This is a genomic window from Streptomyces sp. NPDC086080 (genome assembly GCF_044540255.1).
GTDB lineage: Bacteria > Actinomycetota > Actinomycetes > Streptomycetales > Streptomycetaceae > Streptomyces.
The window spans coordinates 25,352-33,033 of record NZ_JBITRU010000035.1 but is presented as its reverse complement, the minus strand read 5'-3'; the positions used below and the strand labels follow the sequence as shown (position 1 = coordinate 33,033).

The window sequence follows — 7,682 nt, the reverse complement described above, 5'->3', positions numbered from 1 at the left end:
GTCGTGCTCGTGGAGGGACGTGCTCGGGGGCCGTCGTGCTCGGGGATCGATGTGCTCAGGGAGCGTCGAACCGGCCGCGGTGGATCCGAAGCGGGGTGTGGTCGCGGCCGACGAGGTGGCCGGGGCGCGGTGCGCCGACCGGGGACGGCGCGGCCGACACCGGGTTGTAGGTGAGGATCAGCAGACGCCGGGCGAACGGGGAGACATTGGTCCCGGAGCCGTGGACGATCTGCGGGCTGAACAGCAGGACGCCGCCCCGCGCTCCCTTCGGGCCGACCATCTCGTGCTGTTTGACCAGATCGGCGAGCTCGGCGGGGCGCAGGGAGTACTCGTCCGGGTCGATGTGGCCGGTGCCGTGGCCTCGCGCGGACGCGCCGCGTTCCAGTGTGCCCAGCCGGTGCGAGCCGCGCAGGAAGATCACCGGGCCGTTGAACTCGGTGACGTCATCGAGGAAGAGCGCGACGTTGACCTGTGAGGCGGCCCGCATGTTGTCGACGTCGCGCCAGACGATGTAGTCCTGGTGCCACGCCCACTCCTCGCCGCCGAAGGCCTGCTTGGAGTTGACCTTCATCTGGTGGACGTAGAGGTCGTCGCCGGCGATCTGCCGGGCCGGGCCGAGCAGTCGCTCGGTGCGCACCAGCCGCTCGAAGACCGGGTGGCGGGTGTGCGAGGCGTAGATCGACCGGGGGGTCACGCCGTCGTTCTCGGTGATCAGCCGTGGGCCGGGGTCGCGCTGGTCCTCGGCCAGCGCGACGCACAGGTTGTCGATCTCATCGCCGGAGAACGTGTTCTCCAACAGCACGAATCCGTCGTTGTGGTAGCTCGCGAGTTGTTCCTCGGTCAGTGTCATGGCTTTCTCCGCGTGGACCTGGTCGGCAGGACGTGACGTGGTGACCGACGATCGCGTCAGGTGCGGCGCCCCGTGGTGTCCCGTGGTGTCCCGTGGTGTCGGATCAGTGATGGCGGAAGGCGACGCGCAGGGAACGCGGACCGGCGACCCCGGGCGTGTCGTAGTAGTCCACGGGCGTGCCCGTCACCTCGAACCGGCTGAAGCGGTCGAGCATCGCCTCCAGCGCGATGCCCAGTTCGAGGCGGGCCAGCGGGGCGCCCAGGCAGTAGTGGATGCCGTGGCCGAACCCCAGATGTCTGCGGGCGTCACGGTGGATGTCGAACCGGTCGGCATCGGTGAAATGCTCTTCGTCGCGGTTGCCGGAGATGAACGACAGCGACACGAACTGGCCCGCCGAGAGCCGCTCGGTGCCGACCGTGACCGGGCGGGTGGTGACCCGCATAGTGCTGACGATCACCGGCCGGTAGCGCAGGGTCTCCTCGATGGCTCCCGGGATCAGCGCCCGGTCGGCGCATATCCCGGCCGTCGCGTCGGGGTGCTCGTCGAGGGTCAGGACGATGTTCGCCAGCAGCAGCGTGGTCGTCACATGGCCGGCGAGCAGCAGGAGGTTGGCGAAGTTCACCACCTCCTCCTCGGTGAGCCGCGCCCCGTCGACCTCGGCCCGGGTGAGATGGCTGATCAGATCGTCCCGGGGGTCGGCCCGGCGCCGCCGGCAGTGGACCCTCAGGTGGTCCAGCAGTTCCTTCTGGGTGCCGGTGACACGACTGCGGACCGCCTCGTTTGTGAGGTCGCCCTTGTCGAAGGAGAGCAGGCGCTGTGCCCAGTCGCGGAACAGCTCCCCCTCCTCCTCCGGCAGACCGAGCAGCTCGGCGATCACCAGGACGGGCAGCGGATCGGAGAGGTCGGCGACGACGTCCATCTCGCCTCGGTCGGCGACGGTGTCGAGCAGGCGCTCCGTGATGGCGGCGATCCTGGGCCGCAGTCCCGCGACCGCGCGTGCCGTGAACGAGCGGCTGACCACATCACGCACCAGGCGGTGCCGGGGCGGATCCATCGCCGTCAGATTGCCCGCGGTGAGATCGCCGGTGCCCATCTCCCCGGGCAGATACCGCCACAGCTCCGACGAGAAGGTGGCCGGGTCGGCGGCGGCCCGTGTGATGTCGGCGTGCCGGTAGAGCGTCCACACCCCGGTGAGGGGATCGCGGTGCACCGGGTGGTGCTGCCGCATGTCCCGCAGCCAGCGGTGCAGGGAGCGTCCTCCGTCGACCGAGTACGCCGGAGCCGTCATGATGCCGATTCACCGCACAGACGCACATGCACAGGCACCGATGCACCGCGTACACGTACACGTACACGTGCCGAAGATCCGTCCACGTTCACACCGCCCCCCGTCGCGCATTCGGAAGATCTTCGGCAATCCTTCGCGACGACGGTCGCCCACCGCACCAGGGGAGCACCCCAGAAGAACCCCAGGATGAGCCGGTGCCCACGCTGCGTAGTCCAGGGTTGTGGCCTACGGGCCCTGGCGCGGAGGGTGGGGGCAGCGAGCGCATTCGGTGCATACGGAGGGCATCCGTGAGTGGTCAGCCTGTCAGCGATCAGCAGCAGTCGCCCGGCGTACACGCACCGCCGCCCAACGTCCTCACCGACCCGCATGCCGTGTACACGCAGATGAGGGAGCAGGCGGCCGCCTGTCCCATGCGCTCGCTCGACGGGTCGTTGATGTGGGTGGTCGGACGCCACGAGGGCGTACGGTCGGTGCTCGCCGATCCCCGGTTCGCGAACGACCCGGCGTCGGCGGGTGCGCCGCTCATGCAGGTCAACGCGATGCGGAACCTCGGTCTCGCCGAGGATCTGATCCCATATCTCGCGGACACCCTCCTCGACAGCGACGGGGCGGCCCACAGCCGGTTGCGGCGGCTGGTGGCGCCCGCGTTCACCGCGCGGCGGATCCTCGCCCTGCGTCCGCGTATCGAGCGTCTCACGGACGATCTCCTGGACGAGATGGCGGAACACGCCGAGGACGATGTTGTCGACTTCCTCAGCCGGTTCGCCTATCCGCTGCCCATCACGGTGATCTGCGAACTCGTCGGCGTACCGATGGCCGACCGGCCCGCCTGGCTGCGCTGGACCCACGCGCTGTCGTTCGAGCAGGAGAGACTGGGCGAGACGCTCGGACCGCTCGTGGACTACACCCGGTCGCTGGTCGAACACCGCCGAGCCCGGCCGGCGGACGATCTGATCAGCGAACTGATCCGGGCTCAGGACGGCGACCGTCTCACCGACCGGGAACTGGTCACGATGGTGCTCAGCCTGGTCATCGCGGGGCACGACACCACGGCCAACTTCCTCGCCAACAGCGTCTGGGCGCTGCTGACCCACCCCGACCAGCTGGCGCTGGTCCACGCCGACCCGGAGCTGATCCCGCAGGCGGTGCACGAGTTGCTGCGCTGGTGCGGGCCCGTCCTGGTGTCACGGCTGCGGTACGTCACCGAGGACGCCGACCTCGGCTGGGCGTCGTTCCAGGCCGGGGACGCGGTGATGGCCGCGCTCAGCGGCGCCAACCACGACCCCCGGGAGTTCCCGCACCCGGAGCGCCTGGACATCACCCGCCGGAATCGCACCCGCGGAGAGGCCCATGTGTCGTTCGGCGCCGGCCCGCACTACTGCCTCGGCGCCGGCCTGGCCCGCCACCAGGCCGAGATCGCCCTGGCCCGACTGCTCGCCCGCTGGCCCTCCCTGTCACTGGCCGCAAGCCCCGAGACCCTGAACTGGCAGCCGGTATCAGGCATGCGCAAACTGCAACGCCTGCCGCTGCGGCTGAACGGGCACCGGGTCGCCGACGACGCCCCGCCCACCACCGCCGGCCCCGGACCCGGCGAAAGGTCCACCTGACAACGGGGGCGGCCGCGGGCGCCGCCGCGGCCGGACGGCCACCACACGGCTGACGGTGTCCCGCCTGCCACAGCCGGCCCCCGGGCCTCGGCCCGACGACACGCCCGCCTCACGACGGGGGCGACGGCGGGCGCCACCGGCACTGAACAGGAGCCACGCGGCAGTCTCCCGCCCGCCGCATCCACCAGCCCGGCGGCACGTCGAACTGACGACGGGGCAGTGCGGGCCGGGGCTCCGCCACCGGCGGCCGGACGCCACGACCGGCGGGACGGACGCCCCTGCCGGTGGTAAGGGCACCGCCGCGCGCCGGACGGCCTGACGCGCCACCAGCCACACATCCGCACGATGCCCGGGCGCAGCCGGAGCTGTCGCTGACGTCGTGCGGGCTCAGGTGTCGTCGGGCTCGGTGCCGGTCTCGCCCTCGCTGCGGGACAGTCCTCCGGACACGGGGCGGGTCGTGTCGAGGCCGCGGGCGTGCCAGCGTTCGCTCTCGACGGGGTCGAGGTGGCGGGTGGCCCAGTCGTCGAGGTCGTGGGCGTAGGCCTCCGGGGCGTAGGCGGCCTGGGGGATGGTCAGTTCCGGGAGGTCCTCGCCGGGGTCCTGGCGCAGGGGGTGGGTCAGGCCGGCCTGCCAGCGCTGTTCCTGCGGGAGCCATCGCTCGGTGACGGACTCGGTGCGAAGGCCCATCGCGATCGCGATGCCGGTCCAGTCGGTGCCGTTCTCCCGTGCGTGCAGGACGGCGGCCTCCACCAGCCTGTCGACGTACGAGCGCACCCGGAGCGCCTGGAGCAGCAATTCCTGCGGGGTGTGCCGGTCGTCGTCCAGGGTGGGAACCAGACGGATCGCCTCGTCGACGGTGTCGCGGGCCCGGTCGGCGAGGACCAGACGGGCCAATGCGGCGGTCGTATAAGGGTTCGCTGGCCTATCGGACATGGACGGCTCCGGATACGGCGTGGGGCGGCATCGGGCGAGTCTAGTCCCGGGCCCGGTCGCGGTCGTCCGCCGCGCAGTCCGCCGTGACCGCCCGGCAGACCCCGGCCGGGTCCTCGTGCGGGAAGAAGTGGCCGCCGTCGAAGACGCGTATCCGGGCCTCCGGGGCCAGTTCCCGCCATCCCTCCAGGGACTCGACCGGGACGTCGTGGTCGGCCGCCGCCCCGTACACCGAGACCGGCGACTTCAACGGGCGGGTGAAGTCCGGTGTGTACCGTTCGATCAGATCCAGGTCGGTGCGGAGCCCGGCCAGGAGTTGCGGGCCGAAGTCGGGGTCGGCCAGGAGGCTTTCGTCCGTGCCGCCGAGCCGTCGGACGTAGGAGGTCATCTGCTCGTCGGACGCCGCGAGCACATCGGGTGGAAAGGTCCGCCGGGAGCCGGGGGGCGCGGCGGCGCACAGCACCGTACGCTCCGGGAGCGGCCCGGCCGACTCCTCCAGCAGACGCAGCGTCTCGGCGGCGATCAGCGCGCCGAGGCTGTGGCCCAACAGGATCCATGGCTGCGGCAGTTCGCTTACCGCGCCGGCGAGGGCGGCGGCGCGGGACTCGATACGGGCGCGGCGTTCCGACCCGTCGGGCCGGTCCCAGTGGACGGCCCGGACGGCGAAACCGCGCGGGCCGAACACGCGGTGCCAGGAGTGGAAGGCCACGGCGCTGCCCCCGGCGTGCGGCACGCACACCAGTGTCCGGTCCGCCCGCCACCGCTCCGCGCCGCCCATCGTGACGAGTGCCGCCTGCTCGACGCTCATCGGCCGGCCTCCTCGGGGGCGTCGTACATCACGGCCGGCTGCCCCGTGTGCTCCGCCCGGTAGGCGTGGACCTCGTACATCTCGGTGCCGCGCAGTGCGGGGTCCTGCCGTACCCGCAGTGAGAAGCCCACGTCCCGCAGCAGCTCACTCAGCCGCGCGAGCCGGTCGCCCTCGTCGTGGACCTCCGCGACGACGGCGCCGATGCGCGGCCAGTCGGCGGCGTCGACCCCGCGCAGGACGTCGAGTTCCGCGCGTTCGACATCGACCTTGAGCAGTGCGACGGATCGTAGGTCGTGCTCGCGCATGAGGTCGGAGACGGTGGTGACCGGGACCTGGATGCTCCGGCCCTCGTGCAGTCCCTCGATCATCATGTCGACGGCCTCCTCGTCCAGACCGCCGTGGCGCAGGAAGGTCCTGGTGAGGGCGTCGTCGGCCGCCCGGTCGGCGTACAGGCCGGAGTTGCCGGGGGCAGCCGGGTAGTAGGTGAAGTCCTGGACGCCGGGTGCGGCTCCCACAGCGGTGCGCACCGGGATCGCTCCCGGGACATGGCGGGTGAGGTTGTCCCGCAGACAGGCGAAGACGTCCGGTACGGGTTCCGCGGCGACGATCCGCAGTGTGCGCCGCGCGTCGGCGAACGCGATCGACACCAGCCCGATGTTGGCGCCGATGTCGAGGACGGTGTCGTGGGGGCGCAACGCGCGTGCGGCGATCCCATACAGGCCGTCGCCCGTGGCCTCCCGCCAGATGAGCAGTGCCTCCGCGGGGCTGGTGCACGAGACACGTCGGCCGTCCGGGAGGCTCACCTCCCGCCGGGTCGCGCCGGGTACGTCGTGCGCGGTCCGTTCCTCGCTCATGGTCGCTTCCTTCGGCTCGCGCGGTGGGTCAGGCGGCGACGAGTCGCACGGGCAGGGCGTCGTAGCCCCAGATCAGGATCGACCGCGTCCGCCGGGGCGGACCGGTCAACTCGGCGTCGCGGACCCGCCGCAGCAGTTCCTCGAACAGGACGGTGAGTTCCCGGGTGGCGAGTGCCGCGCCGAGGCAGTAGTGGGGCCCGGCCGCGAAGGCGAGGTGGGGGTTGGGCCGCCGGGTGACGTCGAACCGGTCGGGGGCCTCGAACACGGTGTCGTCGCGGTTGCCGGCCGCCAGCCACAGCGCGACCTGGTCACCGGGGGCCAGCGCGTGGCCGGCGATCTCGACCGGGGCGGTGGCGGTGCGCAGCACATGCATCGCGGGGCTGGTGAACCGCAGGATCTCCTGCACGGCGGTCGGCAGCAGATCCGGATCCGCGCGCAGCGACGTCCACTGTGCCGGATGGCGAGTCAACGCCAGCAGTCCGCCGACGCTCGCGTGCCGGGTGGTCTCGTTGCCCCCGGAGACGAGCCCGTCGCAGTTGAGGAAGATCTCCTCGTCGGTGAGGGGAACGCCGTCGACCGTGCCGTGCGCCAGCGCGGTGACGATGTCCTCCTGGGGCTCGCGCCGTCGGCGGGCCAGCAACTCCTCGTAGTACGACAGGATGTCCGCGTGCGCCTCGGCCGACGCGAGCGGGTCGGCCGCCGCTTCTTCTCCCGCACCGAAGGCCACCATGGTGCGCTCCAGCATGAAGTCCCGGTCATCGGGCGGCACGCCGAGCATGTCGCAGATCACCGAGAGCGGCAGCCGGGCCGCGACCCGGGTGAAGTCGCACTCGCCGGCCTCCAGGGCCTCGTCCAGTACGGCGGTGACCGTCTCGCGCATGGTCTGCTCCAGCCGGGCCACCATGCGTGGGGTGAAGGCGCCGCTGACGATCCGCCGGATCCCGCCGTGCCGCGGCGGATCGGTGATGATCAGCATCTTGCCCGAGGCCGCCGCCGTCGCCGCCGGGTTCTGGTCCAGCCGCATGCCCTGCTGGGAGGTGAAGTGCCGGGTGTCCTTGACGACCCGGGAGATCTCCGTGTGCGACAGCACGGCGTGGAACCGGCGGCCGTCGTACTCGCCCTCGTGCACGGGGGCTACGCGCCGCATCCGCTGCCAGAGCTCCTCGGGGTGCCCCTGGGCGTAGAGGTCCGGGTCGCAGAGCTCCAGCGAGGACAGCGCGGTGACCGGTCGTCCACGTGGCATACCGAGGGCTCCTGGGGTGAGGGGACGAGCCGATTGTGGCCAACAGCCTCTCCGGGCAGAACCCCAGAGTTTCTTCATGCGGCACTCGTCCCGGTTCCAGGG

7 protein-coding genes are annotated in these 7,682 nt (G+C 71.7%); 1 reads left to right on the top strand and 6 read right to left on the bottom strand.

All coding sequences use genetic code 11. The features are described from left to right. Nucleotides 1-55 precede the first annotated feature (55 nt). Nucleotides 56-850 carry a phytanoyl-CoA dioxygenase family protein gene (locus tag ACIF9R_RS31495; RefSeq protein ID WP_399985807.1) on the bottom strand — a complete coding sequence of 265 codons (795 nt, stop codon included), beginning with the start codon at nucleotides 848-850 and terminating at the stop codon, nucleotides 56-58. A 103-nt stretch (nucleotides 851-953) separates the two neighbouring features. Next, complete coding sequence (locus ACIF9R_RS31490; RefSeq protein WP_399985806.1) at nucleotides 954-2,138, bottom strand: cytochrome P450; 1,185 nt, start codon at nucleotides 2,136-2,138, stop codon at nucleotides 954-956. A 287-nt stretch (nucleotides 2,139-2,425) separates the two neighbouring features. Between ACIF9R_RS31490 and ACIF9R_RS31485 the strand changes: the two genes are divergently transcribed. Further along, on the top strand, nucleotides 2,426-3,745 hold the full coding sequence (locus ACIF9R_RS31485) for a cytochrome P450 (RefSeq protein ID WP_399985805.1): 1,320 nt from the start codon (nucleotides 2,426-2,428) through the stop codon (nucleotides 3,743-3,745). Between the two features lie 387 nt (nucleotides 3,746-4,132). Here ACIF9R_RS31485 and ACIF9R_RS31480 read toward each other — a convergent pair whose 3' ends face one another. Genes ACIF9R_RS31480 through ACIF9R_RS31465 form a run of 4 tightly spaced genes read right to left on the bottom strand, consistent with a single transcriptional unit; the run spans nucleotide 4,133 to nucleotide 7,580 of the window. Next, the gene (locus ACIF9R_RS31480) at nucleotides 4,133-4,678 is read right to left on the bottom strand and encodes a hypothetical protein (protein WP_399985804.1); all 546 of its coding nucleotides are present in this window, start codon (nucleotides 4,676-4,678) and stop codon (nucleotides 4,133-4,135) included. A gap of 40 nt (nucleotides 4,679-4,718) precedes the next feature. Further along, on the bottom strand, nucleotides 4,719-5,483 hold the full coding sequence (locus ACIF9R_RS31475; protein WP_399985803.1) for a thioesterase II family protein: 765 nt from the start codon (nucleotides 5,481-5,483) through the stop codon (nucleotides 4,719-4,721). Further along, nucleotides 5,480-6,337: an FkbM family methyltransferase gene (locus ACIF9R_RS31470; RefSeq protein WP_399985802.1), complete on the bottom strand. Its 858-nt coding sequence runs from the start codon at nucleotides 6,335-6,337 to the stop codon at nucleotides 5,480-5,482. The genes ACIF9R_RS31475 and ACIF9R_RS31470 overlap by 4 nt, the downstream gene beginning before the upstream one ends. Nucleotides 6,338-6,365: 28 nt before the next feature. Then, nucleotides 6,366-7,580 carry a cytochrome P450 gene (locus ACIF9R_RS31465; protein ID WP_399985801.1) on the bottom strand — a complete coding sequence of 405 codons (1,215 nt, stop codon included), beginning with the start codon at nucleotides 7,578-7,580 and terminating at the stop codon, nucleotides 6,366-6,368. Nucleotides 7,581-7,682 lie beyond the last annotated feature (102 nt).